Consider the following 25,956-nt stretch of genomic DNA (forward strand, 5'->3'; position numbering starts at 1 on the left):
CGTTTCAGTTGCCCCGAAGCGCGGCAAGGCAAGCGGGATGACGCAAAAGCGATTTGCAACCAAATCCAGAACATCGTGAGAGAGGAGATGATCATCTGTTCACCTCGCGGGTTGCGAAATTGCCGCACTTGGCGGCCAGCAGGTCGTCAGATGCGTCTATCTCAAAATTAACAGCAGCGAAGTATTGTTCAGTGACCGAACAATTTGCAGCTGCTTGTCGCAGCGTCCTGGGCTCATAGAAGGAGGCCAGGTACGCAAGGCAAGTCTTGTTGGTCTCGACCAGATCCGTAGAGAGACCAGGCTGTGTCGCCCAGCTCACTCGAAAGGTCGCGATCTCCTGGCTTGACGGGAACTCCGCCGCAAGCGCGAGAGCTGCGGACGCACTAATCGACGCGATAGCGATGAGAGTAGTGACCCTTCTCATAAGCAAGCTCCGCAAGGCGCGTTGTTATGAGAAGGTTACAGGTCTGCATGATATCTTCTATTGAACGCGGGTCGTTCCAGCTAAGGCAGTAGTCGAGGTGGCTAAGCTCCGGCTTAGCAATACAACGGCGATCAAACTCGATCGCGCACGAGCCCTCGCCTGGTCCCTGGCGCGTTAGCTCGAAACGTTATGTGAACTGAGAATGCCGATGGCGAACACAGGTGCGAAGCGTCGGCCGCTCGTGCAATTGCGCTAAGTCCCGCAGGTGCTGCGCCCACGAGCGATTCCGCTGAACTCTGATGCTTGTCGGGCGAACGAGGGCGGGCGACGCCAGCCAGGAACGGTAACTAACAGATTAGACAGAGCTTTCGAATCATTCTGAATCATGATGGGTTGGGAATGCAGCCGGGTCGAGCGGCGCCTCCACCGAACAATCCCGAAATGCTCTCCTCAAGGTTGGCGACCAGTCGACGAAAGAGTGGTTTGCTATCGCTATCTCGACCGTTCCGGATCGTGACCGTCGCGGTCAGACCGGATACCAGTGGTACTCCGGGCGACACCTTATCGATCGCGATGCGGACTGGCACCCGCTGCGCCAAACGCACCCAAGTGTAGACGGGATTGACATTGGGCAAGCCTTGGGTCGCGGCTGCCGCATTGGATACGCTCACGCCACGGGTCACTGTTGCCACGTGCCCTATGATCGGCGAGGAATAGCCCAACAGCTTCGCCTCGGCGCGGTCACCCACGCATAGCCGCGCCAGCTTGGTTTCCTCGAAATACCCGTCGATCCAGAAACTGTCGGTGTCGATGATGGAAAGGTTGCTGCTCCCCTGGGCCGCGTAGTCGCCTGCACGCAGCAGGAGATTGGTGACGACACCATTCACTGGGCTGCGTATCTCGGTACGCTGCAGGTTGACGTTTGCCTGCGCCACCTGCTCCTGAGCCGCGGCGACGGCTGCATCGGCCTCAAGGGCATTTCCCTGATAAGTCTGCTTTTCCTCGATGCTCGCCGCAAGATCGGACAAGTGCTGGCGCCGCTCGGCCTGCAATTTCCTGACGTCCCGATCCGCAATCTTTTGCTCCAGCGCGGCCTTGTTGGCGTTCAGCGTAACCTTGAAATCGAACGGATCGATCACATAGAGAACGTCACCCTTGTGAACGTACTGGTTGTCGACTACGCGCAGTTCGGCGATCTGACCGGAAACCTGGGGCGCCACATTGGCCACCTGAACCCGCACGCTGCCGTCGCGGGTCCAGGGCGCAGCGTTATAGAGGTTCCAGGCAACAAGGGTAACCCCGACTGCAATGACCACCATGGCCATGGTGGCCAGCTTGCGCGCCAGCAATCGAAGGCTTCGCGTGGCCTCCCTTCGACGCTTCAACGGAGCCTTGGGCGGCGCCATCAACGACGAAGCGACAGCGCTCCCGGCCTGGGTCGCTTCCTGCGGGGTAACTTCATCGCGAAAGGTGGCGTCCATGGCGTCCTCCTCAGAATGACAACATCAACAAGCCCAGAATTGTCACATATAGACCAAGCTCTGCGATCCGGGCGTTACTGAACGCTCGCGCAAATCCGACGAGATGCAGAAGCGGCCGAAGTACGATGATGACGGCCAGAGACGCGAGCAGATAGCTTACGAACGGCGCGACTAGAACGCCTCCGATGATCAACTCGGAAAAGGTATGTGACATCAGATCGCCTCCCGGATCGAAAGCCGCCCGGTGTTCTGATCAGGGGTGTCGCCCGCCGCCTTGCAAAGCCGGCGCTCGACCGACCGGTCGAAGCAGGAAAGCATTTCCGCAAGCCCCCGGCTGTCCAGGGCTCCTCCGGCTGACATGAATTGATCGATGCGCGATGCATCGCGAAACACGGCCTCCTCCGGCTCGCTATTGCTGGGATCCGGATCGTGCAGTTCGCGGCGTGCCTTCGCGAGCAACCGCATCCTGATCCTGTCATTGGAAACCGGCGGAATCAGCAGTTGCGCCATGAGCAGGACCGCCGCTGCCGTGACGACGAACACGGAGGTGAAGATGAATGTCTGCTCGTTGTAGGTCTGAGGATTGCTCGGCGCCAGGATGGTTGGAATGGCGATCAGATTGATGCGGCCAATTCCCGCCCACACCGGACTTTTCGACGTCGTCAAAAGGGCCGCGCCGATAGTAAACGGAGCCAGGGCGATCGCCAGCACCTGAAAGGCGTCCGCGCCGTCGAGCACGATGAACTCGAGCAAGCCGGCCAGCACCACCGCGATCGGCGCCCCGACGAGCGCTACCGTCGTGAAGCCGCGCGGGTTGGGCGTCGTGACGCCCAATGCCGCAACGGCTGCGACGAGATACAGGGAGGCACTTGCCGCAGACCAGCCGGCCCAGACGAATACCGTTGAAGCTAAGAGAAACCATAGGGCAGCGCGCACTGCGCATTCGGCCGCAATCCAGTAACAGCGGTATAGCGGGGCGCGCCGCGACTGGGACGGCCATCTCGCCGATCTCAAGGCGACGCGATCATGGAGAACGTTTTCGTCCCGCCGCATCAACTCCCTGATCTGCCATGGCGAGGTTGGATCAGGTGCGGCGCAGGTCTGGTCGCGCGGCGTCATATCGAGCGCAGTATTCAAACTGCGAACCGCCGCCAGATGGGCGACCAGTTTGACGGCAGCGCTGCGCGCGGCGGCGCTCCTGGCGGGACCGCTGCTGGTCTCGCGCGAAAGGCTCGCAATTTCGGGACGCAGTTGCACGATTTCCCGTAACAGGGCCAGGAAAGTCCGCGGATCGTCCCGCTCGCCACGGAGCCTAGCCGCAGCGTACGCCCGCACGCGGCGATGCAGTGCCGACAGCCGGGCGGCGATCTGCGAATGATGGTCGGGAGCCCCCATCAGGATGTTGACGACCGCGATCGACAGGACGCCGATCGCGATCGCAGCGCCCCGCTCCACGCTGGCATCGAACACGTTCTGCGGATTATCGATCTGCTGGATCGCGATGTTGGCAACGGTGTAGCCCGACAGTACGGCCGCGTAGGCCCGATAGCCGTCCAAAAGCTTGGCTGCAAAGACGCAGAGACCAAGCCAAGCCGCCGCCGCCGCCAGCAAAAGGTCCCTCGCCTGCGAAAACAGCCCGGTAAAGGAGATGGCGGCAGTCACCCCCAGGACGGTGGCGATCAACCGATAGATCGCCTTGTCCAGGGCCTGGCCGCGGCTAGGCTCCGCCAGAATGGCGACAGTGACAGCCGCCGTGAATGGGGCTTCAAGCTGCAGCCAAAAGCTCACAAACAATGCCAGAACCGTGGCCAACCACACGCGGATGGCGAAAGTCCATGAGCCGGCCGGAATCCTCGCCACGCTGAACGGCCGCCCTGCGGTTGTCGCCACCATGATGATCGCTCGCCAAATGCTGCGGAGGCAATGCCCCGCTCTCAGGTCTCGTTTGTCGTTGCATCGTCGGATTTCCGAGACATCATTTGACGGCTTGGGGAGCCGCGCTCTATTGCCCACGAGGCGGGGTGAGGTTCGCTTGTGGTTGGCTTTGCTAAGCGATCGCTTAGTGGTGAGAATCCGTGCGGAGCGAATGTCCGCTGGCAGGCTCTACGGCTGCTGCAGTCTGATATCGAGCATGTCCGCCATCCGGCTGAGCTCGGGAAGCGAGCGCGCCTTCATCTTTCGCATCAAGTTGGTGCGATGGACCTTCACGGTGGATTCAGCAATGCCGATATCGTTGGCAATCTGCTTATTTAGGCGACCGGCCACAACATGGCGCATGATATCACGCTCGCGAGGGCTAAGATTATCGAAGCGCTCCCTGAGGGCAGCCAGCGCCCTTTCACTCTCCCGGCGGGAATGATCGCGAGCGAGGCCGGCCTCGACAGCGTCAAGCAGGTCCTGATCACGGAACGGCTTTGTCAGGAACTCTATTGCGCCGCCCTTCATCGCTTGCACAGTCATCGGTACGTCGGCATGCGCAGTAATGAAGATGATCGGCACCCGCCTGTTTGCGGCAGCAAGGTCGCGCTGAAGCTCAAGACCGCTTCGCCCAGGCATTCTGACGTCGAGCACCAGGCAAGTAGGCCCCTCCGGTGGATCGGCCTTGAGAAAATCTGAAACGGACGAAAACTCGCAGGTATGCAGGCCGACTGTCCGCAGCAGCCGCGCGACCGAGTCGCGAAACTCGGAATCGTCGTCGATGACCAAGACACTGGGATTTGCCTCGCTCATTCCCGGTATCCTGCGTTGCAAGAGCGCATTCTTCCCACTGGAACAGCGCTATTCTACGCACAATCTGTCGGGATGAACAGTATCTGTTGCCGAAGCGGACGGCCCGAGGTCTAAGCCATCGCTTAGGGGCGTCGGCATTGCGTTCTTGGAGAATGTCCTCGACATTGCAACGTGCATGCTGCATGGGGCGTTGCCTCGCAAGTATGGTTGAGATGCCCGGACGTCGCAATGTCAAATAGCAGGCTGATATCTATCGTCGATGACGACACGCCTTTTCGCGATTCAATGCGGAAACTTGTAACGTTGCTGGGCTACACCGTCGAAACGTTTCCCTCAGCAGCCGATTTTCTCGCATCGCCTCTCCTCCCTGAAACCGCCTGCTTGGTCGCCGACGTTCACATGCCTGGGATGACCGGGGTTGAGTTGCACAGGCATTTGGTCGATACAGGGTACGCAATCCCGACGATCCTCGTGACTGCATACTCCGATGACATCATCAGGGATCGGGCGCTGAAGGACGGGGTTGTTTGCTACCTCAGCAAACCAGTGGACGACGACCATCTCGAGCGATGCCTGCGTTCGGCTCTGCAGTTCAGTCCGCCGGTCGAAGACAATTCATGAGGCGTCTTGGGCTGCCGGCAGGGTGAACTGAAACACGGCGCCCCGAGGCTCATTAGCATTTGCCCACAACCGGCCCCCATGATTGCTGATGATAGTCTGGCAAATCGACAGCCCCATTCCGACTCCGCTGGTCTTTGTGGTGTAAAAAGCCTTGAAAACCTGCTCAAGGTCTGCCGGATCAATGCCGGGTCCGGTGTCGTGCACGGCGGCAAGGATGCTGCCGGCTTGATCTTGACCGGTTCTGATTGACAACTCTCGCGGCCCATCCTGAACCGAACTCATCGCTTCGACCGCATTCAGGATCAGGTTCACTAGTACTTGCTGCAATTGAACACGATCGCCCTGAACAGGAACCAGGCCATCCATCAGCCGGGTGCTAACCGAGATTCCATTTTTGGCGATTGCGTCTCGCACCATGGCAATTACCTCATTGACTGCGTCATTGAGGTCAAGGCGCTCTGTTCGCGGAGGCGCTTTCCTGATCTGGTTGCGAATCCGTCCGACGATATCCTTGGCTCGGTCAGCATCCCGCACAATACAGCCGAGCGCTTCCCTTACCTCATTCAGATTCGGCGGATTCATTTCCAGAAATCGCATCCCAGCGCGAGCGTTGTTGCGGGTAGTCGCAATCGGATGAAGGATTTCGTGGGAAAGCGAGGCAGCCAATTCTCCCATCGTGCTCACGCGGTTCATGTGGGCGAAATCTGATTGCATCTGCTGCAACCGCGCCAGCGCTTGAGTGCGATCCTCGATGTCCGTCAAGAGATCGTACCAACGAGTAATGCGCCCCGATTCATCGCGAACTGGGACGACGCGGGTCTCAAACCATCGATATTCGCCGTCGAAGCGCCTCACGCGCGTTTCGGTCTCAAAGGGAACACCGGCAGCGATTGATTTTGTGAAGATTTCAGCGACATGGGGAAGGTCATCAGGATGAACCGATCCGTTTGTGGCCCAGTTCTTCATCTCTTCCAGAGGCCGGCCAAAAAACTCGATGATTTGACGATTCACGGTCTCGACCTCACCGTTCGGGGCCAAGACCGCAACGAAAGCCGGTATTCCGTCAATGGTCGAGCGCAGGCTTTGCTCGCTATCACGCAAGGCTTGCTCGATCTGCTTGCGTTCCGTCACATCGACGCTTGATGTGAAAACCTCCGAGAGTGTGCCCAGGGCCGAGTACAAGTGATGGCTGGTCCCTTCGATGTATTTGACCGTTCCGTCAGGCAATATGATCCTGAACTCGGAGGTGAAATCCGCTTTCTGGCGCAGTGCCCCTTGGACCGTTTCCCACACTCTGTCTCGATCGTCCGGGTGGATGCGGCTCCACATATCGTCCCGGCTTGGAAGGCCCTGCAGCGGATCGAACCCCCAGATTCTGTAGCTCTCGTCCGACCAATAGACGTAACGCATCGTGGTCGGGTCATAGACCCAGTTCCCGGTGCGGCTCAGCCTCTGTGCTAGACTTAGCCAGGCTTCGCTGCGGCGCAGCTGATCTTCGGCCTTCTTGGCTTCATCGACATCAATAGACAGGCCGTACCATTGGACGATGTGTCCCTGTTGATCGCGAAGAGGTTCGAAACGAGCATGGTGCCAACGAAACTTACCGTCTGCCCGCCGCCAACGAAGCTCGCCCTGGTACGAAGTTCCTGTCTGAATTGCGTGATAGTAAGCCTTCGCGATTGCCGGCAAATCATCTGGATGTACGAATCTCTCCCAGCCACCACGTTGCTGATGATCCTCAAATTGTGAGCCACTGTAGTCCAAAAGGCGCTGACTGACATGAGTCGTTGCACCATTCGGGTCCGTCGACCAAATGAGCCCTGGCACGGCATCGACAATCTGACGGAGCTTATATTCGCTTTCGCGCAGCGATTTCTCGGTATGCTTTCGCTCCGTCAAATCGAGCACGAAGGCGACGGCCTTGTTGCCTTCCTCACTGAGCAGCGTGCCGCCAACAAGCACGGGAACGCGACTACCGTCTTTGTGAAAGTATTCTTTCTCGAAAGGCCGGGCGATTCCCGTCGAGCGTAATTCTGCATGAGCCCGCTTGTCATGCTCGCACCATTCCGGAACGGTCAGCTTGCTCCAACGCAAGCGGTTCGAAGCCAGATCCTCTCGGTCATACCCCAGCATGCCAAGAAACGCGTCGTTAGCTTCGAAAATCTGGCCCTCAAAATTGCCGACCACGATTCCGATGATGTTGGCATCGACCAAGCGCTGGATCGTTCCTTCCCGATCCGCGAGGTCTCGATAAAGCCGCGCATTCACGAGAGAGATCGCCGCCTGCGATGCAAGGACCTTCAATATCGAGACGCGCTCGGGGGTGAAAACGCGCGGTGTCAGGCTATTTTCAAGGTAGAGAAGGCCAATGAGTTTGCCCTGGTCGATCAATGGCAAGCAGAGAATGGAACAGACACCACGATGAACGATGTAAGGATCCATAGAAAATTCATTGTGGGACGACACATCATCCAAAACCACCGTTTCTCGCGTGTATATTGCATGTCGAATGAGCGACAGCGGTAGCTCGGCTCTGATGCGTGCTCTTGGCTGCTGCAGGTGCACGACGATATCTCCTGCGCGCACGTTTGCTTCTGCCTCCAGATCCAGATCCTCTCCTTGTGGCCTGATCAACAACACCCGTTCGGCGTCCGCGTACTCGACGGCTGTTCGCATGAGCTTGTCGACGAGCTTTTCCAGGACCATTTCACCGGAAACGGCTTGTGTGATCTCAAGCACGGTCGCGAGATCGACGACTGCTGTTTCGGTGGTACCCGTGGGACTCGGTGCGTGCTTGGCGTGCTTTGGCAGCGTGCCACCAGTATCGCGACTAGCGGACTTATCCATGCCGTGCCTCCCAGTAGGTGGAAACGGACGCCTGAGCTCAACTGGCACATATTGGATGAGCACTCTGGGGGTAAACCATAGGCCGTCAGGCGTCCGGCAGGAAGAGTGCTAATGCGATGGACCGGCCGCTTCCGCCGCGGGAATAGTCTGTAGAGACTATCCCCAGCATGCCGAGAGGCGGGGATGGGCACCATCTTACGGCCCCAGCCTCGATTGGCCATCGACAACGGCAAGGAAGTCGCCCACGTCGTCGGTTTTAGCACGAACGGCAAGATCTCATCGCGAGAAGCGACTGGCGCTGCCTCCGAGCGTCGTTGGATGAAGGGCCTGGAAAAACGCCAGCGGAAGCCGGCGAGCGGTTACGCGAACCAGTTCTGCTGCCAACCACTCGATGATCCTGTAACCCGCCCTGTTAGCGTTAGTCCTGGAGCGCCTCACACTACCGCTAGTCCTTGTCCTCGCTGATGGGAAGGAAAACTGACCAAGCTACTGGGCGTCGAGAACGTCCTGTAGCTGGCTAATTGGGATCGGACGGCGCTTCCTCCAGAGTCCGCCGTCTGTTGAAGGAGCGCAACGGTGTTTCATTCGAAACCACTCGCTGGACACGCGCTCGCGTTCGCGCTCATTCAATGGGTTCACACTCCAGCCCTTGGCAGGCACGTAGCGGTGATCAAGGCAAATAGTCCTTCGCTAAGCTCTCGCTGTGTCGGAGCCACACCTTTGAAATAGCCATGCTGTTCAAGTCGATTGATTAAGCCACGAACGACTCCAAGGCTAAGGCTGGTCCAAATGGGCGACCTGCGACTAGGATATAGCGCTTGAACTAACTAGAAGATCGTGCGCCGCTTCGAGCAGGCTCGTATTTCACTCGGCCGCTTCAGCTGGCTGGCTCTTAAGCTCCGCAAATTTCGCCGCCATCGTGGGGTTGCCCCGAGTTAGCTTTTTGATCGTCACGTCCTGCGCCTTGTCGTTTGCAAGGCGAAGGTTGCGGTCAGCCCCGATCAAGGCATCTTTGGTCTTCTGCAGATGATCGATGGATTTATCGATCTCGGCGATCGCCGTTTGGAAATTTCGGGAGGCGAGGTCGTAGTTCTTGGCAAATCCGTTCTTGAACGTCTCAAGCTGGGTTTCGAATTGCGTGATGTCGATGTTTTGCGCCTTAACGAGCTCCAGTTCCGTCTTGTATTTTAAAGAGCTGGTAGCAGCGTTCCGTAGAAGCGTAATCATCGGCAGGAAGAACTGCGGTCGGATGACGTACATCTTCGGATAACGGTGGAAGACGTCAACGATGCCCGTGTTGTAGAGTTCGCTGTCGGGTTCGAGCAACGAGACCAGGATGGCATATTCGCAGCCCTTCTCGGTGCGATCCCTGTCGAGCTCCTTAAGGAAGTCCTCGTTCTTGCTCTTCGTCGCGGTTCTATCGCTCTCGTTCTTCATCTCGAACATGATCGAGATGATCTCGGTGCCGGCCTCGTCCGAGTCGCGGAAGACGTAATCGCCCTTGCTGCCGGTCCGGGCGTCGTTGTCTTTCTCGAAATAGGCGCGCGGAAACGCCATCGATCGCACCCGGTTGAACTCGGTCTCGCAGTGCTGCTCAAGGGTCTCACCAACCATCTTGGTTGAGAGGCGGGCCTTCATATCCTTGAGGCGTTCGATCGCGTCATCACGATCCTTGATCTGGGTTTCGTACTTGTCTTTGAGGGACTGCTCAGAGAGTTGCTTTTCAAGCTGGACCTGCTTGATGCCGTTCTTCAGCTCATCGCGCTCTTTCTCGATGGTGCCGACCGCTTCGGTCACTGCAAGCTTCTTCTCAAGCTCGACAGCTTGGAGCTTGGCCTTCAGCTCTTGGATTTCCTGTTCTTTGGCAGCAGTGATCTTGTGCTGCTCGCTGGCCAGGAGCGCTTCAGCAAGCTCCGAGGCTGCCTTCTTCTCGCGCTCGGACTCGGCCAGCGCGTTCGCGAGCCTGGCACGGTCCTTTTCCACGGCGCTGAGCGCTTCGGTGACAGCAAGCTTCTGGGCAACCTCACTCCCCTCAAGCTTGGACTTCAGCTCCAGGATTTCGGCATCCTTGGCAGCTGAGGTCTTCTGCATATCGCCGCTGACCTGGGCCTTGGCCAATTCAACGGCGCTCTGCTTGTCACGTTCGGCCAGCTCCAACCGTTCGTGGAGCTGCTGTGCGAAATCGGCGTCGCGGACCTGCTTCAGAATCTCCGCATAGCCGGATTCGTCGACCTTGAAGGCCTTGTCACAGTGTGGACAGATGATCTCGTGCATATTTCCTGTCCGAAAGACCGCGGCTGTTGCCGCTGAAGCCGAGGGTAAACGTTGCCCCGACCCAGCCGGTTGGCTGTCGGGCGGCCCCTCGTTCGTGAGAACAAAATTAGAACATGCCGACCTGGATGACAAGCTACGCGCAACCCTCCCGGGCATTCTCAGCGGGAAATCCACGGTTTTCGATGGGAACGGGGATGCCGGGGCAAGAGCCGTGGGCGCACGCTACCAAACGGAGCGCTTCCACCACCGAGGCGAAACCATTAGCACCGCCCGTGGGACCCGGCGCCGCACCGCTAGCTGGAGCCGAATCGTTGTAAAGTGGCAGCCGTCAGGAGGTCGCTCAGATGCTGAATAAGAGTCTGATGCTGCTGAGCGCGATGGCGTTCTGTTTGACGACCCTTAGCATTCTGCTTTCCGACGTCCAGCAACGCGCCCTTTCGCTATGGAATATCCGCGCTTGGTCTGCCATGGACCAATGTCGGCAAACCCTGGTGTCCAGCGGCGCCGGCAAGCTCATGCGCGAAGACACGCCGCTCATCACGGCCCTGGCGACCGCGGGAATGCTTTTGATTACGCCGCTCTGGATGGCGATTTTTGCGTTGTTTCTGATACCGAACGGCGCCGCCTTCTTGGGCGGACTGCTTTTCGCGTGCGAGGGGGCTCTAGATTGGAAGGACGCTGAAATCGTCGCGCTGACCGGTGCTATTGCTGGCGTGTCGTTGACCGGCGTGATCATTGCGATGAAGCAATTCTTTCTGGCAACGACGGTCCTGGTCGTCGCCGCGTTACTGCTTCCATTGTCCGCCCTCGAGTTCGTCTCCAGGCGCATTGCTGAACACGATAAAGGCCTTCTCGTTGCCCTGGGCGTTCTCGTCACGGCTGCGCTGGCTTTCTTTAAAGCCTTGCTGTGACCGCGTCGCGGCTCTAGCCCCTCTTGCGAATCGCTTCGCTCTTCCGCACCTAATGAGCAGCTCTCGCTACTGCGCACTACCCGCGGCACAGGGCTTCCCCGCGGAGGGGAGAGGTCTTTCCGTAGGCCTTCGCCAATGCGAATTCGAGCAGATCGCAAACGGAGCCCAGACTACGGGCTAATTGGAGTTTCATACGATTTCTGACGGGGCGGATTAATCGCCCATCGCAGTGGTGGAATGACTGCGTAACCAGAGATCGCCCAAGGCGTGTAAAACCGCCGGGCGATCCCATGCGCCCGGCAAGGAGATGTCCTATGCCCTCGGCGCAAAGCCTCCAGATCAGTCTCTTCGGCCTATCGGCCTCTGCCAACGGAGAGACGGCCGTCTATTCGCTTGCCGTCGTCGCGCTCGCCTTCATTCTCTACCTGAGTTGGCGTCGGCGCTGATGTTGGCGTTATTTCTTCAGAAGCCGCAGCCGGGTATTCAGGTGGCCCACCGGCAGCCTCACCAACGGATCGTTGAGCCAGGCCTCAAGGCATTGAGCGAGCTTCACGCTGGCGAGGAGGCCGCGGTTATGGATCTCGTCGGTGACCCAGATGACGCCGTGGACCTCGCAACCCTTACTGACTGCCACGTTGCGAAGCTCGGCGTCACCTGTGAGCAGGATCGAACCCTTGTTGTCTTCCGCCAGAACCAGCGAGAAACAGTCCTCGGCCGTCAGCTTGGCGTGTTGTGAGCGGTGCGCTATCGCGCGGCCAACCTGTCCGGGATCAAGATCGACCTGAATGAGACCGGCGCCGGAGAAGCTCTTCCAGTCGGCGGCAGTGAAGTCGAGCACCTCGTTGTAGGCAACGGGCAAGGCGACCACAAAGTCGTAGGGCAGCTGAAGCATCACCTCAACCAATCCCACCTTGTGCAGATCGATCAGGCAGGAGGCGTCATTGATAACGACGCGCCTGATCGTCTTGCTACCCTTTGACGGCGCGTTCGACATCGGCAATCGGCCGCCTTAGCAAGGTGGCAGCCTTGGTCGGGGCGATGAAGCCTTCGGCCAGGGCGCGATAGACATGCGACTCGAAACGCTGCGGCTTTTCCAGCCGCGCGGTTTCGCCATCCGTCTTGAGTTCTTCGGGCTCGGCCTTCAGCCACGCCCGTGCCGGCGTGCGGAACAGGTTTTTCAGGTTGGCCTCTGAGATAATCCCAACATCCTTGAGACGATAAAGCAGCGCCCACATCGAAACGCCGTAGAGATGCTTCAACCGAACGAGTTCTTCGTAGGCAAAGGCGGTGCGACCGGTGCCGACCTCTTTCCTGAGGTGATCCGCCGGCACGAGGAAAGCACCCGCAAACCGGTCCATGGCCTTTTCAAGCTTCGCGTCCTTGCACTCACCGATCAGCGCATGCCCCACTTCGTGCGCCAGCGTAAACCGATTCCGCTCGACGTTGACATTACGCCTGACAACCACGCGTATCGACGGCTTACCCTCAGGGCGTTTGACATGGCAGGTCAGACCGAAGAAGCCGTCGTGACCGTCAATCTCGATCACGCGCACGTTTCGCTCCTCCAGCAGCGCCGCCATGCTTGGGATGGGATCGCCGCCAAGATTCCATTCGTCGCGCAGCCAGGATGCCTTGTCTTCAGCCGCATTCAGGTCGTCGATGTCGGCGGGCTCGATGCCGTCGAGATCGCTTGGTCTCTCCGGTAGCGCCAGGATGTCCTCGATGGCGAGATAGCGCTCCACATGGTCGATCACCTCGGCCTCGACCAACGCGCGCTCCTTCTCGGACGTGGCCGACCGTTTGCGGAACTCCACGCCGTCGAGCGCGACCACCTGATTACTCATCAGGAAGTCGAGCGACACGCCCAAAGCCTGCGCCAAGCCGACCAGCACGCTGGAGCTCGGCAGCATCTCGCTCTGTTCATACTTGTTGATGGCCTGCGGCGAGACCTTCGGGGTCACATTCTCCGCCAACGCAGCCAAGGACAGTCCGGCCCGCAACCGCGCGAGCCGGAGCCTCTCTCCAAACGCCATGGTTATACCTCTCCCATTGGACGGTTGACATTTGTATTTTTACATGCAATTTATCAACCAGGAGTTAAATATAGGTTCATAACGGCACCTGTATCAACCCCCTGTTGGCGAAACCTGGTCACGTGTGCGGCAAATCTACCCCAGAAGGGCTGAGTCCCGGGCCGTGGTCAAAGGAAAACTGAAGGAGATTCAGCCATGGCCGAGGCGGAAGAGAAGGTTAAGACGGTCACCATCATCGTCGACGGCACCCCCCACGAGGTGCCGAAGGGCAAGGTCACCTACGCCCAGGTCGTGACCCTAGCGTACCCCGACTACCCCCAGCATCCGGAGATCACCTACTCGGTGACCTACACGCAGGGACACCACGAGGGGATCCTGCCGCCGGGCGGCAGTGTCGAGGTCAAGGACGGGATGGAATTCCGTGTTAATCGAACTGGCCAATCATAACGACGATATCCGCTGTCTCCTCGATAAGGGCTTCGCCCTGAGGTATGACAGCGAATATCTGGTCGTCCGCGACATCCCCTACCTGGACGCCAACAAGGCGCTCCAGGTAGGAGCCATCGTCACCAAACTCGTGTTCGTGGACAAGGTCCGCGTCCAGCAGCAGGACCATCAGGTCTTCTTCGCGGGATCGGTCCCCTACGGGCTCGACGGCAATCCCGTCCCCAACCTGGGTGGCGGCACGGCATCGCTGACGTTGCAGAAGACCGACGTCGTTGTGCAGCGTAGCTTCTCCAACAAGCCTGCGTCCGGTAGCTTCTCGGACTTCTTCGCCAAGATCGCCCACTACCTCAACCTGATCGGCGGACCGGCGATGAGCCTGCATGGCTTCAATCCTTACACCTTCCGCGTCGACCATGACGTTGTCGGCGACTCGGTCTTCAAGTTCCGGGACACGCTGACGAGCCGCGCCGAGATCGGAGATCTCGCCGCCCTGCTTAAGGACGAGGTCATCGCGATCATCGGCCTTGGCGGCACTGGGTGCTACATCCTCGACTTCATGGTGAAGACGCCGGTCAAGGAGATCCGCGGCTTCGACGGCGACTTCTACTTCGTCCACAACGCCTACCGCTCGCCCGGCCATCTCGACGAGCAGGACCTCGGCAAGGCCAAGGCCGAAGTCTACCAGCGGCGCTACGACAATTTCCGCCACAACCTCAAGCTCGCGCAGAAGTACATCGACAGCTCGTCGACCGCTGACCTTGAAGGCGTGACCTTCGTTTTCGTCTGCGTCGACAAAGGCTCCGCGCGCGCCGAGATCTTCGACCTGCTGATCAAGCTGGGCATCCCCTTCATCGACGTCGGCATGGGCCTGAACCGCAAGGAGGGCCCCCTTGCCGGGGCGCTGCGCGCCACGTACTTCCCGGCTGACAAGGCCGCGGCGGTGCGCGACATGCAGCTCGCTGAACTCACGGATCATCCCGACGACGTCTACCGCGCCCAGGTCCAGATCTCCGAGCTCAACGCGATGAACGCCTGCCTCGCCGTGATGCGCTACAAGCAGGTGCGCGGCTTTTACCTGGACAAGCAGGCGCCGTTCCACATGCTTTTTGACACCGCCGGGCTTAAGCTGTTCCGGCAGGAGGGTCCGTGAACACGATCAAGCTTGAGCGCGTGCAGTACATGCCGAAGCACCTCTCCCCCGGTATCCTCTACGTGTCGGAGAAATACTCCGTGGCCGGCCATCTCTGTGCCTGCGGCTGCGGCAACAAGGTCATCACCCCGCTCGGCCCTGCAGAGTGGTCTTTCACTGAACGCGACGGTCACCCCTGCCTCTGGCCGTCGATCGGCAACTGGCAGCTGCCTTGCCGGTCGCACTACATCATCAATCAAGGCCGAATCGACTGGGCTGGCGCCTGGACCGACGCGCAGGTACTCTCCGGCCGCCGCGCGGAACAGCAGCGCCGCGAGGCCTATTACGCATCGAAGCAGCCGCCCGGCATCTTCGATCAACTCTGGCAGTGGCTGGTGCGCACTCTCAGCAAGCTTTTCGGCAAATAAGCCCTCCTCGTCGCAAAATCACATTTGCGCTTTTGCGACGGGCCACATTCAGTTAGGGCTCGGCTTGTTTGGTTCTCAGTCCGAGACACTTCTTCAAGAGCGATATAGCCTTGGTCTTGTCGCAAGCCAGACTCGTTCACCCGCATCATCAAGCCCGTTGGCTCAATGTATAAGGCTATAGGTGCGTCCGGCCAGCACACGCTGCACCTGACCGGCGTCAATGAGGCCAACTGCGACTCAATTGACGGAAGATCTTGGCCCATTGCAGCGAGGTACCGGATCTTCCTGACCTGATCAGCGGTTGCAGGATCGTAAGACGGCGCTGTCGCGAGCCATCTGTTTACACTGATAAGCTTTCTCTCATTTCCTTATCAGTCACTAAGAAGCCTCAAGTCAGCAGAGGCGCAACAGCTCTGTTAAGGCCATCAGAAACTGCTGAGCAATCCGCGCTAAACTAGCCAGCCGTAGCTGGCTAGGACGTGGACTCATTAGCGCGAAGCCATAACCTGATCGAGGCGAGCTGAACGAAAGCAAGATAGTTCGCTACCAGCTTGTCATAGCGAGTTGCCACGCGACGGCACTGTTTGATCCTGTTGAAGAACCGCTCGACTTGGTTGCGAGCGCGATAGAGATACGGGCTGAAGCAGATCGGATCGCTGCGATTGCTCTTCGGCGGGATGTTGGCCCACGCGCCCTTCTTCATCGCAAGTTCTCTGATCCAGTCGGCGTCATAGCCACGGTCGGCGAGTAACATTGCCCCGGATTTCAGACGAGAAAGCAGTTTTCCGGCCAGTCGAACGTCGTGCGCCTCACCGGGGCTCAGCGCTAACCCACCGGTAGACCATTGCTATCGACCACAGCATGAATTTTGCTCGTCAAACCGCCGCGTGACCTTCCCATCGATTGGCGCTGGTTTCTCGTAACGCAGGCTCCATGCTGGTGCACGCGGACAATAGATGTGTCGATCATCTGGACAGCGGCATCATGAGCAGTGGCAAGTGCGTCTATGATGCGGCCCCAGACACCAGCCCGCCGCCAGCGGACGAAACGGTTATAGCAGGTCGTGTAAGGGCCAAAATGATCCGGTAGATCGCGCCAAGGTGCCCCGGATCGCAGGACCCAGAAGATACCGTTTAAAACACGTCGGTCGTTTACCCGAGGAACGCCACGAGGCTTGTTTGGCAGCATCGGCTTGATGGCAAACCATTCATAGTCGGCGAGTTCGTAGCGCATGATTCGTCTCACCAGTTTGGGAGTTTGAATCATGGGGGGCGGTCCAAGCGCAACGTTTCTGGCACTGGCTCGGCGCTCTCCGGGCAAAGCTTCAGCTAACCGACAGCCCTCGTTGAGTCCGTCGAAAACGACCCAAAGCGGAAGTTTCTGACCCTGCGGCCGACTCGTCAATTTTCATGATCGGCTGCCTGCCTTGACCTGCTGGCCGACGCGGTCATGCACGATTCAAGTTTTGTCTTTTGACCTTGAGGCACGCAAATGTCCGTCCGCGTGGTCGTTGCCACCGTGCGCGGCCATGAACATGGCGACGGCCGACCGGCAATAGAAATCGATTTCGTTGTTGTCCTCTGCTCTCGCCTGATCGAAGCGTGCGATCATCAGGAGATCGGATCCTTTGAAAAGTGCGGCAAACAATCGGGCGGATCGGAGAGGGTCGGGCACGTTCAGAAGCGCCCTCGCGTGCAACTGGCGCAACAGGGCCTCGATTTCGGCGATGACATGGGCGGGGCGCGCTTCGTAATGGAGCTTGCTTAACGACTTTTGATTCGTTTTGTCGGCCATGATCATGTCCTCAACACTGCGGACGTCCGGTCTCAACAGCGTGCGAAGCAGGGATGATCCCACCGCCATGAGCTGATCTTCGGCCGAACCATCCACGCCCTCAAAAAAAGTCTGTGTAAACTGATTGCACCCGGCCGCGATGGCCGCGCTGAACAGCGCCTCCTTGTTCTCGAAGTGCCGATAGATGCTGAGCTTGGATATCTTCGCTCGTTGGGCGACCTTGTCCAATGTCGTCGCTTGAAAACCCAACTCCACAAAGAGTTCGCTCGCGGCGTCGATTATCGTTTGGCCAAGCGCCTCGTTGGCGGGCCGGCCGCGCCGGGTTTGGCTGTTTTCGCTCACGACAATTCCAGTACTTGACAGTATCCTAATTCATGAATTACGATACCATGTAGTATCTGAAATATGCAAGCGCATTTCAACCTGTCCTCCAAGCGGAGCCTAACACCATGGATGACGTCATCATCATCGGCGGCAGCTTTGCCGGTCTCGCCGCCGCGCTGCAGCTCGGCCGTGCCCGCCGCAAGGTCACCGTTCTCGATACCGGTCTGCCGCGCAACCGCTTCGCCGGCCACTCGCATGGCCTGCTCGGCCACGATCACAAGCCGCCGCTGGACATCCTCGCCGAGGCGAGGCAGCAGTTGGCGCGTTATCCCGCGATCAAGTTTGTCAGTGCCCGGGCCGACAGCATCTCCGGCACTATCGACGATTTCTCCGTCGTCACTGCCGATGGCGAACGCTTTAAGGCGCGCCGCCTGATCCTGAGCTATGGCATCGTCGACCAGATGCCTGATGTTCCGGGCTTTGCGGAAAGCTGGGGCACGTCCATCGTGCCGTGTCCCTATTGCGACGGCTTTGAAGTCGCCGGCCAGCATTGGGGCCTCGTCTGGTCCGGCCCGCAGTCGCTCAATCAGGTCAGACTGTTCCACGATTGGACCGACAGGTTGACGGTCTTTGCCGATGGTCACGACATTCCGCCCGATATCCGGGCCGATCTGGAGCGTCGCAACACACCTGTTGTCGAGGGCCGGATCACCGGGATCGCCCGTCACGGAGCCCATAACGCCACCGTCAAGCTCGATACCGGCCCTGATGTCGCGGTCGACATCCTGTTCGCGCATCCGCGCAACAAGCCGTCCGCAAGCCTGCATGAATCGCTGGGCCTCGCCACAATCAATACGCCCCTCGGCATCATCCTCAAGGTCGACGAGCGCCGCCAAACCAGCATGCCCGGCATCTACGCCGCCGGCGACCTCGCCAACCCCATCACGCCGCCATCGGTCACCCTGGCATCATCGCACGGCGCGATGGCGGGAATCTTCGCCCAGCAGTCGATGGTGGTTTGAGAGCACAGTTCAGCGAGGAGCGATCCCCGATGTCGCCGGTTCAAGTTACAGAGAACACTTTTCGCAGTTCACGCAACAGCACTTTCTATTTTGCAAGCGGCCCGAGCCAAGGCACGCCGGTCATCTTCCTCCATGGCTGGCCAGAACTTGGATTGAGCTGGCGGCATCAGCTTCCAATCTTCGGTGCGCTCGGCTTCCGGGCGATCGCACCGGACTTGCGGGGGCATGGGAGGTCCTCGCTCTACAGCACGCACGACGCCTACGCCCAGCGTGAAATTGTCGCCGACATGATCGAGCTGCTCGACTCCCTCGGTAAGGAAAAGGCGATCTGGGTGGGACACGATTGGGGAGCGGTGGTCGTCTGGAACATCGCGAGCCACCATCCGGATCGTTGCCTCGCGGTTGCCAACCTGTGCATACCCTATGCGACGTTCGAGCACGGACTTGATGTGCTCGTCGGACTGGTCAATCGCGATCTGTACCCGCAAAGCGAATATCCGTTCGGCAACTGGGAGTACCAGCGCTTCTACGAAGAGCATTTCGAGAAGGCCACCAGCGCCATGGAGGCGAACGTCGCGCAAACCTTCAAGACGCTGTTTCGCGCGGGTGATCCCGATGGGAAAGGCAAGCCGGCGGTGTCGTCCCAGATTCGACGTGATGGAGGTTGGTTCGGTGGAAAGGGCGCCGCTCCGAACGTTCCTGGTGATGAGCGGGTCATCACCGAGAGCGACCTGCATGCCTACGTCTCCGCCTACGAGCGAACGACCTTCTACGGCACGGCCTCCCTGTACATGAATCATGCAGCCAACGCTCGCTATGCACTCGAAGCATTGAATGACGGCCATCTCGACATGCCCGTTCTCTTTCTGGAGGCCGAGCATGATTATACGTGTGACTGCGTGAACTCGCCCTTGACCGAACCGATGAAGAAGCTTTGTCGCGATCTCACGATCGAGAGGATCTCTTCAGGGCATTGGATGGCACAAGAAAAGCCCGTCGAGGTCAATGCAAGCGTCGCGCAGTGGCTGGGTGCGAAGGTTCCGCAAGCCTGGCTGGTTTGAGAGCACAGATGCCCTTCTCCCGAACTCAGGATCTCCGATGACCGACAACCTTCCCATTGTGCTCCTCCATGGCTCGGCCACTGGCTCCTACTCCTGGACCGCGGTCCGCAAGGGTCTGGAGGCGCACGGCGCCAAGGTATTCGTACCCGACATGCTCGGCTACGGACAGTGGCCGACACCGAGCGAGGCGTGGCAGCTAAAGGACGAGGTGGCCCACCTGCGCGGCTGGCTCGACATGCAGGGCGTCGGCGCGTTCCACCTCGTCACCCACTCGATCGGCGCATTTTTCGGACTTCACCTTCGGCTGGCCGTAGGGTCTCGCGTGGCGCGGCTCACGTTGGTCGATCCTGTTATCGTCAGCGTGCTGCGCGTGCCCGGGGAGGAAGACGCCCTGCGCGAGGGGCAGACCCTTTGCGATCGGTTCATGCGCGCGCTCCCGGATCACGATGCGGCCGCCCGCCTGTTGGTGGAGCACTGGGGCGGCGCCGGTTCATGGAACGCGCTGGGCGAGAAGGGGCGTGCGCTGGTTGCAAGCCTGGTACCGCGGCTGCGGCTCGAGATGATCGCCAGCGCAGCCGATCGGACCACGCTCGCCGAGTTCACCTCGACCGCGGCGCCGACATTGGTCCTCGTCGGCGAGCGAACGTCGGCCGCTCCGCGGTCGGTGAGCCGTCTGCTTGCGGGGGCGTTCGACGCCCGCACGGTCGTTGTCCCCGGAGCTGCACACATGATCCCGCTGACCCACCCCGCCGCGGTCGTCGAGGCAATTCACGCCGACATGGTGGCATCGCCGGTATCGATCTGAAGGAAACCCTGTCATGAAACACTCCCTCCCTATCCTCGTCACCGGTGCCGCTGGCCAAGTTGGAGCGATCGGACCGAGCGTGACGAAATTTCTGCTGGAGCGCGGGCTGAAGGTGCGCGCCATGGTCCGCCAGGATGACGGCCGGGCGGAATCGCTGCGGGCACTTGGCGCCGAGGTGATCGTCGGAGACCTGCTCGACCTGAACGACGTGCACCGCGCCATGGATGGTTGCAAGCGCATGTACTTCAGCTTGTCGGCCGGCGACAAGTATCTCGAGGCGACGACGAACGTGGCGGTGGTTGCCGAGCATCATGGCGTCGAAGCGTTCGTCAACATGTCGCAGATGACGGTCTCGGAGATGAATATCCGCCAGAGCGCGCGCAGCCCGCAGCACAGGCAGCACTGGCTGGCCGAGCAGGTCTTGCGGTGGAGCGGCTTGCCGGTGGTCACGATGCGTCCGACCGCCTTCATGGACGCGTTCTTCTGGCGATTTGCCGTTCCGACGGTCACCACCCGGGACGCGCTGATGTTGCCCTTCGGAGAGGCAAAGACGTCGCCAATCGCCACCCACGACGTTGCGCGGTGCGTGACGGAGGTGTTGGCGAATCCCGAGCCTCACCTTGGAAAGGTGTACGAGCTGACCGGGCCCCGTGCGGAGACTCTTCGCGAAGTCGCCGAAGACTTCACGAGGGTCCTGGGGCGTCCGATCACCTATATGAACATTCCGCTCGAACCGTGGCTGGAGAGCCTGCGGTCCTTTGGCGCAACCGATCATGTGCTCGCGCATCTGGAGTCAATGGCACTTCTGCACCGGGACGGCCGATACGACCGGTCCTCGGACGACGTGGAGCTGCTGACCGGTGTGCCGCCGATGTCGATCGAGGACTTCGTGCGCGCGCATCAGAACGACTTTCTAAAGGTAGACGCGCGCAAGCCGTAATGCTTGTAGGCCGGACGAACTGCATCGTCTCGGAAGTCCCCGGCGGTAGCTCGAGGCAGGATTGCTGGTGAGGAAGAGAACGATGTCGGAAGAACCAATGAACAGCTTCGCCGCAAAATGGGCTTTGATCACAGGGGCGTCGAGCGGCCTCGGTCTTGAATTCGCAGATCTATCGGCTGCGCAGAAAGTCAATCTCGTATTGGCGGCCCGACGGCAGGAGCCGATGGAAAAGCTTGCCGCCGATCTCCGCCGCAAATACGGGGTGGAGGTGCTGGTCGAGGCGATCGATCTTGCCGCGCCGGGCGCGGCCAGCCGCCTGAAAAGCAATCTCGATGCGATGTCGGTGACGATCAACATCTTGCTGAACAATGCCGGATACGGCTTGCACGGCGCTTTATTGGACACGCCGATCGAAAGCACGACAGACATGATCCAGCTCAACATTACGACGCTCTCAGAGCTGACCTACCTGTTCGGCCGCGATATGGCCAAGCGGCGATCTGGACATATGCTTCTCGTCGCCAGCCTCATGGCCTTCCAAGCCGTTCCCAGCTACGCGGCCTATGCGGCGACCAAGGCATATGTACTCGCCCTCGGCGAGGCCCTGCATAACGAACTCCGCCCGCATGGTGTGGTTGTTACCACTCTCTGCCCGGGGCTCACCGCGACGGGCTTCGATGCAGCAGCCGGCGCAAGCACATCGGCCTTGCTGCGCTTCCTCACCATGAAACCTCGTCCGGTCGCCGCGAGCGGTATTCGGGCGTTGTTGCAAGGAAAGGCAATGGTAGTCGCGGGCCTGTTGAACAAGATAATAGCCTTTTCAAATCGTCTGACGCCTCGGTCAATGCAAAGGGCCACGTTGAAAAGAATAGTGGACGCTTAACTCCTGGCGCGCCGGCGTGTGGGGTTCATTGAATGGATCGCTTCATCCTGTTCGCCCGCGCAGCACGCTGGAGACGATGCGCGCTTTGGCATTGGACAGGTTAGTCAAGAACGGTGCAGACAAGGATATGTCATGGCAGAGCACAATGCTGATCGGGTCCCCGACTGGAATGGTGAAAGCGGGGAGCGGTGGGTCGCCCACCAGGCCCGGCTCGACGCGAGGCTGGCGGTGTTCGGCCAGGCCGCGATCGAAGCCGCCGCGCCCGCGGCGGGCGAGCGTGTGCTCGACGTCGGCTGCGGCACGGGCGCGTCGACTTTGGCTCTTGCCGACCGCGTCGGCGCGGGGGGCCAAGTGCTGGGCGTGGACATATCCGAACCGCTGATCGCCCGAGCGCGCGCGCTTGCGCCACAGGATACGCCGGCCCTGTTCCGCGTGGCCGACGCCAGCAGCGCCGAGCTGCCTGAGGGGGCGTTCGACATCCTGTTCTCGCGTTTCGGGGTGATGTTCTTCGCCGATCCGACAGCGGCGTTCGCCCATATGCGCCGCGCGCTCAAGCCGGGCGGGCGGGTCGCGTTCGTCTGCTGGCGCGGCGTAGCCGAAAACGATTGGGTGGGCCTGCCGATGGGCGCAATCAAAGGCATCGTCCCGCCAATGGCGCCGCCCGATCCCGAAGCGCCCGGTCCATTTTCCTTCGGCGACCGGGGGCGGGTGGGTCGCATCCTGACGGCGGCCGGCTTCACCGATATTGCTATCGAGCCATTCGACGTTTCCGTCGCGTTTGGCGAGGGCGCGACGCGGGACGCGGCGATCGACAACGCGGTCAAGATGACGTTCGAGGTCGGCCCGCTGTCGCGCGCGCTCGCTGATCAGCCCGACGACATCCGCGCCCGCGCCTCGGCCGCGATTCGTGCCGCCTTCGCGGGCCGCGCCGGCGAGCGGTCAGTGATGATCGACAGCGCGACGTGGATCGTCACGGCGCGCAATCCCGCAAGCTGATGGCGATTAGCAGGGAGAAAGGCCTCTCGCTGGCCTTGATGGCAGCTGCGCTGGCCGGGTGCAAGGATACCGTGGCGCAAAAAGCCGAACCGCCGCGGCCGGTTGTGGTTGCGACCGCGCATTTGATGCCAAGACCCCGGAGCGCAGCACAGCTGCTTAATGAGTACACAGCCTAGTTTGCTAGGCTCAAAAATGGCACTCGCTGCTTCTATCCGGATAAACCGATTGCTGTAACATCCCCGCCACGCCGGGGCGGCTTTTCTTCAGCTATCCGCTCGAGCATTACCGCAATCGCGGATTTTCGAGCGGAAGTCTGCCTAGATCCCATCAGGCTTACAAAAGCTGGCCTATTTGGCGATACCGGGACGGTCGCTGTGATGGGCCATCGAACTGAGCGCCCTCCGTCACTCACCGACAGATGATCGAGGTCCATCATTAGTGGCTTCCGGTCTGCCTTGTCGCCGAGAGAGAACCACACGTAAGATATTTCTTCCTCTGTGGCACGAGTAAGATCCTCCATGATCAATCCATCTTCGAGTTCGGTACCGGTCAAACAAGCACGGTTCTTAGCGATCAAGCTAACTATCCCTCTGGCTTTCCTCCAACTGCTCTCCACCACTTCCTGATCAAGCTCAGCACGATATCGCTTGGACAGTCTCATCGAGCGCGAAATTTCCGACTTCCGCATTGCGAACGAAACAAAATACTTCGACGCATCTTGAACCTTACCTCCCGTCAAGTCGCTGATTTCATCCAGCTGCCACGAGAGAGTATCTGGCGGACCGAAGCACAACCAAGTCTTGCGACCGTGTCCATAGTAGCTGAGCAAACCGGCATCTTTCAGAACGAATAGTACTGTCACTAGTCGTTGCCGATCTGCATCTAAAGAAAAGTCGCCGAGCCTTTTCGACAAATCTCTATCTACGGCGCGAGCGACTTCGAACGTGAATGAGTCCACCAAAATGTATTTCACTTGTTCTCTCCTGTTTGAGATCCTGTGATCCGCGGATTGCGATCACGGGATCATTTACAAGATCGAATTCGTCGTGCCCCCAGCGCACTCCGCTTGAACGCTCTCTCATTTTCCTAACAGTTAGTCAGGGGCAGCGTTGGTTTGATTTACTCATTGTTCCAATGACGACGTGCGATATCGACGATCGGCGGCTCCATATTAGTATCTCCTTCTGACCAACGGCCGCGGATCTTCTTCTTGTCGCGGGCTGGCATGCTGCTAGCCTTCAAGAGCGCTTCCAGGCGAAATTCTACCTCATCCAGGCACACCAGCGCGTCGGTGAGGCGCTCATGCGCCAACGCTTCCCAATCCTTGATGAACAAGACAAGCTGAGAAATTTCCTTCATGACCTTCTGTTCGTTACCAGCGAGCCATTCGGGCCGTGTTTGGAGCTGGGATAGCAGTTGCGTGGCTCGCTCCAGCCCAACAGCGCAGTCATTTAGCAATTGAACCGCGTCGTAAATCCAGTGTTCTGTGAGCGCTTCTAGCGCCTCATTGATAGTTCTCGATAAAAGTCCGGTATTGCGAGCTGTCGCCTTGCTTGTCTTCATGGTGAACCTCATGTTTGGATTTGGGCCGCGATGGCGACCATGAGGCTCATTTACAAGATCATCTCAGATCGCAGGTTGAGCGGCCCTCGCAAGGCAACGGCTCTGTTGCCGGATCATTGATAAGGAAATTCTGATTACCTTATCAGTCACCGTTTTCCTTATCAGTCGCGGTCATGGCCCCGAATACCGCCCTCATTGCTGCGGCCCCCCGCCGAGACTGATGAGCAGTCTCTTAATCAGTCAGCACGTGACCGCGGACGACAGCCCGCGGTCACTATCGCTATCGCAAACGGCGAGCGAAGCGCGCCACCGTATCAGTGCTGCACCAGTTTATGCGCCCTCACTGGATTGCAGATCTCACAATCGGGAATTGGCTCCACGCTGCGCCGTCGAGGTCGCGCCCACCCGATTTTGGCCTGAAGCCGCCCCATTGCTTAAAGAAGAACGCGACCGAGCTGTCGACGCATTGGTCCCGGACCTCCCGAACCCAATCAGCGTTCATAGGACGCGCCCGAGGCCCACTCTCCCCTCCGACAATTACCCAATCGATGCCCGTGAGGTCGAGCTTGCCAATTCGGCCGACGAGCGGTTCGATTGAGAGGAACCGCACTCCGGCCGGAGCCTCCTGCAAGTGGCGAATGCGACTTCGCTTGCCGCCGTCCTCAACAGAGACCCCAAACCAAATATGGGTCGGCCCGCACCCCTCCCCGTATCGCCGCTTCAGAAAATTACGCATCAAGGATGACCGCTTAGTAAGAACCTGAAACGTGTGCCATTTCGCTTGCTCCATGGTGTCGCAAACGCGCGAAATGTACGCTTCAGGAATTTCCTTGTGAAAAAGGTCGCTCATCGAATTGACGAAGACCATCCTGGGCTTGCGCCAGTAGAGAGGCTGATCGACGCGCTCAGGCCGGAGCATCAAGTCAAAGCCGCGTTCGAACGCATGCCCGGGCGTCCCCCGAAAGCGTTCCGAAAAGCGCTCTGCGTAGCAATTATCGCAGCCCGCGCTAATCTTCGTGCAACCCGTTACCGGATTCCAAGTGGTATCCGTCCATTCGATTGTTGTGTTGTTTGCCATGGCATGAACTCGTTCGGCAGAGGTTTCTTCTCTTTTGAGAAGTGAAGCAGGGCGCTTCGGTCATCGTTTACAAGTTCGACTTCCGAAGCCACACGATGACATTTCGCCTGTGCCGCCATGCATGGATCCGCGATTGCCTGCACCTCAACCGAAAGCGCTGACGCG

Annotated in this window: 25 protein-coding genes; 12 read left to right on the plus strand and 13 right to left on the minus strand. The window is 59.4% G+C overall.

Annotation, left to right across the window (positions count from 1 at the left end; genetic code table 11):
* Nucleotides 1-807: 807 nt before the first annotated feature.
* The 4 genes from SO140_RS09815 to SO140_RS09830 form a co-directional block, all read right to left on the minus strand.
* On the minus strand, nt 808-1,905 hold the full coding sequence (locus tag SO140_RS09815) for an HlyD family secretion protein (RefSeq protein ID WP_498542563.1): 1,098 nt from the start codon (nt 1,903-1,905) through the stop codon (nt 808-810).
* Between the two features lie 10 nt (nt 1,906-1,915).
* Nucleotides 1,916-2,119, minus strand: a complete 204-nt coding sequence (locus tag SO140_RS09820) for a DUF1656 domain-containing protein (protein WP_498542564.1) — start codon at nt 2,117-2,119, stop codon at nt 1,916-1,918.
* Nucleotides 2,119-3,798 carry an FUSC family protein gene (locus tag SO140_RS09825; protein WP_498542565.1) on the minus strand — a complete coding sequence of 560 codons (1,680 nt, stop codon included), beginning with the start codon at nt 3,796-3,798 and terminating at the stop codon, nt 2,119-2,121. Before SO140_RS09825 ends, SO140_RS09820 begins: the two co-directional genes overlap by 1 nt.
* Nucleotides 3,799-4,008: 210 nt before the next feature.
* Complete coding sequence (locus SO140_RS09830; protein WP_498542566.1) at nt 4,009-4,635, minus strand: response regulator transcription factor; 627 nt, start codon at nt 4,633-4,635, stop codon at nt 4,009-4,011.
* A 228-nt stretch (nt 4,636-4,863) separates the two neighbouring features.
* On the opposite strand from SO140_RS09830, the gene SO140_RS09835 reads away from it, so the two are divergent.
* Nucleotides 4,864-5,256, plus strand: a complete 393-nt coding sequence (locus SO140_RS09835; protein ID WP_498542567.1) for a response regulator transcription factor — start codon at nt 4,864-4,866, stop codon at nt 5,254-5,256.
* On the opposite strand, the gene SO140_RS09840 is transcribed toward SO140_RS09835, so the two are convergent.
* Both SO140_RS09840 and SO140_RS09845 read right to left on the minus strand, forming a co-directional pair.
* On the minus strand, nt 5,251-8,103 hold the full coding sequence (locus SO140_RS09840; protein ID WP_498542568.1) for a PAS domain-containing protein: 2,853 nt from the start codon (nt 8,101-8,103) through the stop codon (nt 5,251-5,253). The genes SO140_RS09835 and SO140_RS09840 overlap by 6 nt on opposite strands.
* Before the next feature lie 864 nt (nt 8,104-8,967).
* Nucleotides 8,968-10,377 (minus strand): DUF2130 domain-containing protein, encoded by a 1,410-nt coding sequence (locus SO140_RS09845; protein ID WP_498542603.1) that lies wholly within the window; start codon nt 10,375-10,377, stop codon nt 8,968-8,970.
* 344 nt (nt 10,378-10,721) lie between these two features.
* Here SO140_RS09845 and SO140_RS09850 point away from each other — a divergent pair, with 344 nt between their 5' ends.
* Nucleotides 10,722-11,288, plus strand: a complete 567-nt coding sequence (locus SO140_RS09850; protein ID WP_498542569.1) for a hypothetical protein — start codon at nt 10,722-10,724, stop codon at nt 11,286-11,288.
* A gap of 314 nt (nt 11,289-11,602) precedes the next feature.
* Entirely contained in the window at nt 11,603-11,734 is a 132-nt protein-coding gene (locus SO140_RS09855; protein WP_283810581.1) for a hypothetical protein, read from the plus strand.
* An 8-nt stretch (nt 11,735-11,742) separates the two neighbouring features.
* Here the strand turns inward: SO140_RS09855 and SO140_RS09860 are convergent, their stop codons facing one another.
* Together SO140_RS09860 and SO140_RS09865 are read right to left on the minus strand one after the other, a co-directional pair.
* Nucleotides 11,743-12,282 carry a PIN domain-containing protein gene (locus SO140_RS09860; protein ID WP_498542570.1) on the minus strand — a complete coding sequence of 180 codons (540 nt, stop codon included), beginning with the start codon at nt 12,280-12,282 and terminating at the stop codon, nt 11,743-11,745.
* Entirely contained in the window at nt 12,257-13,321 is a 1,065-nt protein-coding gene (locus tag SO140_RS09865) for a helix-turn-helix domain-containing protein (RefSeq protein ID WP_498542571.1), read from the minus strand. Before SO140_RS09865 ends, SO140_RS09860 begins: the two co-directional genes overlap by 26 nt.
* 195 nt (nt 13,322-13,516) lie before the next feature.
* Here SO140_RS09865 and SO140_RS09870 point away from each other — a divergent pair, with 195 nt between their 5' ends.
* The 3 genes from SO140_RS09870 to SO140_RS09880 are packed head-to-tail and all read left to right on the plus strand — an operon-like array spanning nt 13,517 to nt 15,325.
* Nucleotides 13,517-13,768, plus strand: coding sequence for a multiubiquitin domain-containing protein (locus SO140_RS09870; protein ID WP_498542572.1), 252 nt, complete (start codon nt 13,517-13,519; stop codon nt 13,766-13,768).
* Complete coding sequence (locus SO140_RS09875) at nt 13,743-14,918, plus strand: ThiF family adenylyltransferase (RefSeq protein WP_498542573.1); 1,176 nt, start codon at nt 13,743-13,745, stop codon at nt 14,916-14,918. The genes SO140_RS09870 and SO140_RS09875 overlap by 26 nt, the downstream gene beginning before the upstream one ends.
* On the plus strand, nt 14,915-15,325 hold the full coding sequence (locus tag SO140_RS09880) for a ubiquitination-like system serine protease family protein (protein ID WP_498542574.1): 411 nt from the start codon (nt 14,915-14,917) through the stop codon (nt 15,323-15,325). Before SO140_RS09875 ends, SO140_RS09880 begins: the two co-directional genes overlap by 4 nt.
* 472 nt (nt 15,326-15,797) lie before the next feature.
* On the opposite strand, the gene SO140_RS09885 is transcribed toward SO140_RS09880, so the two are convergent.
* Both SO140_RS09885 and SO140_RS09890 read right to left on the minus strand, forming a co-directional pair.
* Nucleotides 15,798-16,558 (minus strand): IS5 family transposase gene (locus SO140_RS09885; RefSeq protein ID WP_498542575.1). Its coding sequence is split into 2 segments (ribosomal slippage): nt 15,798-16,156 and nt 16,156-16,558, totalling 762 coding nucleotides; the frame shifts between segments, so codons are not numbered across the junction.
* A 225-nt stretch (nt 16,559-16,783) separates the two neighbouring features.
* Entirely contained in the window at nt 16,784-17,461 is a 678-nt protein-coding gene (locus tag SO140_RS09890; RefSeq protein WP_498542576.1) for a TetR/AcrR family transcriptional regulator, read from the minus strand.
* Between the two features lie 107 nt (nt 17,462-17,568).
* Here SO140_RS09890 and SO140_RS09895 point away from each other — a divergent pair, with 107 nt between their 5' ends.
* The 6 genes from SO140_RS09895 (at nt 17,569) to SO140_RS09920 (ending at nt 23,150) form a co-directional block, all read left to right on the plus strand.
* Complete coding sequence (locus SO140_RS09895; protein ID WP_498542577.1) at nt 17,569-18,465, plus strand: NAD(P)/FAD-dependent oxidoreductase; 897 nt, start codon at nt 17,569-17,571, stop codon at nt 18,463-18,465.
* A 29-nt stretch (nt 18,466-18,494) separates the two neighbouring features.
* Nucleotides 18,495-19,526: an alpha/beta fold hydrolase gene (locus SO140_RS09900; RefSeq protein WP_498542578.1), complete on the plus strand. Its 1,032-nt coding sequence runs from the start codon at nt 18,495-18,497 to the stop codon at nt 19,524-19,526.
* Nucleotides 19,527-19,563: 37 nt separating this feature from the next.
* Complete coding sequence (locus SO140_RS09905; RefSeq protein WP_498542579.1) at nt 19,564-20,331, plus strand: alpha/beta fold hydrolase; 768 nt, start codon at nt 19,564-19,566, stop codon at nt 20,329-20,331.
* Nucleotides 20,332-20,344: 13 nt separating this feature from the next.
* Complete coding sequence (locus tag SO140_RS09910) at nt 20,345-21,271, plus strand: NmrA family NAD(P)-binding protein (RefSeq protein WP_498542580.1); 927 nt, start codon at nt 20,345-20,347, stop codon at nt 21,269-21,271.
* Between the two features lie 82 nt (nt 21,272-21,353).
* The gene (locus SO140_RS09915) at nt 21,354-22,154 is read left to right on the plus strand and encodes an SDR family NAD(P)-dependent oxidoreductase (RefSeq protein ID WP_498542581.1); all 801 of its coding nucleotides are present in this window, start codon (nt 21,354-21,356) and stop codon (nt 22,152-22,154) included.
* Nucleotides 22,155-22,286: 132 nt separating this feature from the next.
* Nucleotides 22,287-23,150: a class I SAM-dependent methyltransferase gene (locus SO140_RS09920; RefSeq protein ID WP_498542582.1), complete on the plus strand. Its 864-nt coding sequence runs from the start codon at nt 22,287-22,289 to the stop codon at nt 23,148-23,150.
* 208 nt (nt 23,151-23,358) lie between these two features.
* On the opposite strand, the gene SO140_RS09925 is transcribed toward SO140_RS09920, so the two are convergent.
* From SO140_RS09925 to SO140_RS09935, 3 genes are all read right to left on the minus strand, one after another.
* Nucleotides 23,359-24,123, minus strand: coding sequence for a hypothetical protein (locus SO140_RS09925; protein WP_498542583.1), 765 nt, complete (start codon nt 24,121-24,123; stop codon nt 23,359-23,361).
* Between the two features lie 146 nt (nt 24,124-24,269).
* Complete coding sequence (locus SO140_RS09930; protein WP_498542584.1) at nt 24,270-24,713, minus strand: hypothetical protein; 444 nt, start codon at nt 24,711-24,713, stop codon at nt 24,270-24,272.
* 340 nt (nt 24,714-25,053) lie between these two features.
* Complete coding sequence (locus tag SO140_RS09935; RefSeq protein WP_498542585.1) at nt 25,054-25,791, minus strand: DUF5131 family protein; 738 nt, start codon at nt 25,789-25,791, stop codon at nt 25,054-25,056.
* Nucleotides 25,792-25,956: the final 165 nt, after the last annotated feature.

Source organism: Bradyrhizobium sp. UFLA05-108 (genome assembly GCF_059803455.1).